2 protein-coding genes are annotated in these 3,231 nt (G+C 51.0%); both read left to right on the top strand.

The window, feature by feature from the left end:
- The first annotated feature begins 229 nt into the window (after positions 1-229).
- Positions 230-1,708: a glycerol kinase GlpK gene (gene glpK, locus ACJMLT_RS03875; protein ID WP_405726872.1), complete on the top strand. Its 1,479-nt coding sequence runs from the start codon at positions 230-232 to the stop codon at positions 1,706-1,708.
- 108 nt (positions 1,709-1,816) lie between these two features.
- A partial coding sequence (gene nrdD, locus ACJMLT_RS03870) for an anaerobic ribonucleoside-triphosphate reductase (RefSeq protein ID WP_405726869.1) occupies positions 1,817-3,231 on the top strand: 1,415 nt, incomplete at its 3' end.

The following is a 3,231-nucleotide window of genomic DNA, read 5'->3' as shown; positions in this document are numbered from 1 at the left end:
GCCCTGCCCGGCGATTACAAAGTATATTCCGGCCATGGCCCTGCCACCACACTGGAAGAAGAACGCAGAACAAATCCTTTCATGAAAAAATGATTTTTCAGTCCCCTTTTCGGGGACTTTTTTATTTGTATCTTCCTCTGTTCCCTTGTGAGGGATATTGCTTTTTGATATACTAAATGCAGTGAATCTTCGACAGAAATCGATAGAAAGAATAAAGGAGGAACCTGCCATGAAATATATTCTTTCCTTAGATCAGGGCACTACCAGCTCCCGCGCTATCCTATTCAACGAAAGCGGCGAAATGATGAGCTCTGCCCAGAAGGAATTCAAGCAATATTATCCCGAGCCCGGCTGGGTAGAACATGACCCCATGGAAATCTGGGATACACAGCTGGAGGTTGCCCGCGCAGCCATCGAAAAATCCGGCATTTCCGCAGAGGATGTAGCCGCCATCGGCATCACCAACCAGCGAGAAACCACCATCCTCTGGGATAAGCGAAACGGCAAACCCGTTCACAACGCCATCGTATGGCAGTGCAGAAGAACTGCGCCCTACTGTGACTCTTTGAAGGAAGCAGGCTGGACAGATAAGATCCGCGCAAAAACAGGTCTCCTCATCGACGCCTATTTCTCCGCCACAAAGATCCGCTGGATCCTGCAGAACGTTCCCGAAGCAAAGGAACTGGCAAAGAGCGGTAACCTGCTTTTCGGTACCATCGACACATGGCTCATTTGGAACCTGACAGGCGGTCAGGTACACGCTACTGATTATTCCAACGCATCCAGAACGATGCTCTTCAATATCCACACCCTGGAATGGGACAAGGAGATCCTTGATCTGCTGGAAATCCCCGAAAGCATCCTGCCGGAAGTACGCCCCTCCAGCGGCGTGTTTGGAAACACGCTGCCTCTCCTGTTCGGCGCAGCTATCCCTGTGGCAGGTGTAGCGGGCGACCAGCAGGCGGCATTGTTCGGACAGGCCTGCTTCTCCCCCGGCACAGCAAAAAACACTTACGGCACAGGCGGGTTCCTGCTGATGAATACAGGGGATACCCCCGTTTCCTCCAAAAACGGTCTGGTAACGACGATTGCATGGGGTCTGGACGGCAAGATCACTTACGCACTGGAAGGTTCTATCTTCGTAGCAGGCGCAGCCATCCAGTGGCTCCGTGATGAACTGAAACTGATCTCCTCCGCAGCGGAAACAGAAGATCTCTGCAAGGAAGTGGATGATACCTGCGGTGTATATCTGGTACCCGCTTTCGTTGGTCTCGGCGCCCCCTACTGGGACCCTTACGCAAGGGGTGCCCTGACCGGCCTGACCCGCGGTGCAAACCGCAGCCATATCGTCCGTGCAACGGTAGAATCTATGGCATATCAGACCTATGATGTGCTTCACGCCATGGAACAGGATGCAGGCATCCCTCTGGCAGAACTGAGGGTAGACGGCGGTGCCGCTGCCAATTCTTTCCTGCTGCAGTTCCAGTCTGATATCACAGGCGTTCCCGTTCTGCGCCCTTCCACACTGGAAACAACAGCCCTGGGGGCAGCCTATCTGGCAGGTCTGGCCGTAGGTTATTGGGATGATTTAACAGAAATCAGAAGAAACTGGCAGGTTTCCGCCGCCTTTAACCCTGAACTTTCTCAGGAAAAAGCAGAAGAAAAGGTGAACGGCTGGCATCATGCTGTGAAGCAGGCCAGACTGTAAGAGCACCTTCGTGTTGCATATGCAACAGAATTTTTGCCGTTTTTACGGTACATTTATAGGTAAGAGAAACAACATCTTGAAGACTCTGCCTGTAAAGGAGGAACATATATGTATGTAATCAAAAAAGACAATACCCATGAAGCATGGAATGTACAGAAGGTGGTCGTTGCGGTCAACAAATCTGCCTACCGTGCCATGGTAAAATTTACCGACGAGGAACTGGATTTCCTCTGCGAATACGTGGAAAGCAGCGCCCGCGCCTTGGGGCAGGAGGGCATCCCCATCGCCCAGATGCACAACATCGTGGAAAGCGCACTGGAAAAGGTAAAACCCGAAGTTGCGAAAAGCTATCGCGACTACCGCAACTATAAACAGGACTTCGTAAAAATGCTGGACGAGGTATACAAGAAAAGCCAGTCCATCATGTACATCGGGGACAAGGAAAACTCCAATTCCGATAGTGCCCTTGTTTCCACCAAACGTTCCCTCATCTATAATCAGCTGAATAAGGAACTGTATCAGAAATTTTTCATGACAACAGAAGAACTGCAGGCCTGCCGTGACGGGTATATCTATATCCACGATATGTCCGCCAGAAGGGACACCATGAACTGTTGTCTGTTCGATGTAAAGACCGTGCTGACAGGGGGCTTTGAAATGGGCAACCTGTGGTACAACGAACCAAAAACACTGGAAGTTGCTTTCGACGTCATCGGCGATATTGTCCTTTCCGCAGCCAGCCAGCAGTACGGCGGCTTTACGGTGCCTTCTGTAGACCTGCTGCTGGAACCCTACGCAGAAAAGAGTTATGAAAAATATTACCGCAGATATATCGATCTGGGTCTGACTGCCCGCGTAGCCGACAGAGAAACCATGAAAGATATCCAGAAGGATTTCGATCAGGGCTTCCAGGGCTGGGAATATAAATTCAACACCGTTGCTTCCAGCCGCGGCGACTATCCCTTCATTACTATGACCTTCGGCACAGGCACAGGGAAATTTGCCAAGATGGCATCTATTTCCATGCTGAACGTACGCCGTAAGGGTCAGGGCAAGAAGACCTGCAAAAAACCCGTTCTTTTCCCCAAACTGGTTTTCCTGTACGATGAAAACCTCCATGGTCCCGGCAAGGAACTGGAAGATGTATTCGAAGCAGGCATCCTCTGCTCCTCCAAGAGCATGTACCCCGACTGGCTCTCCCTGACAGGGGAAGGCTATGTAGCGGAAATGTATAAAAAATATGGCGCGATCATCAGCCCCATGGGCTGCCGTGCCTTCCTTTCCCCCTGGTATGAAAAAGGCGGCATGGAACCCGCCGACGAAAATGACAAGCCCGTATTCGTAGGCCGTTTCAACATCGGTGCAGTCAGCCTGCATCTGCCCATGATCTATGCCAAGGCAAGACAGGAAAGCAAGCCTTTCTTTGAAGTGCTGGATTATTATCTGGAACTGATCCGTCAGTTACATATCCGCACTTACGCATATCTGGGTGAAATGCGCGCCTCCACAAACCCTCTGGCTTA

The organism is Anaerotignum sp. (assembly GCF_045122575.1).
Lineage (GTDB): Bacteria > Bacillota > Clostridia > Lachnospirales > Anaerotignaceae > Anaerotignum_A.
Note: the sequence above shows the minus strand (reverse complement) of the source record. Positions and strands in the feature narration are given on the sequence as shown.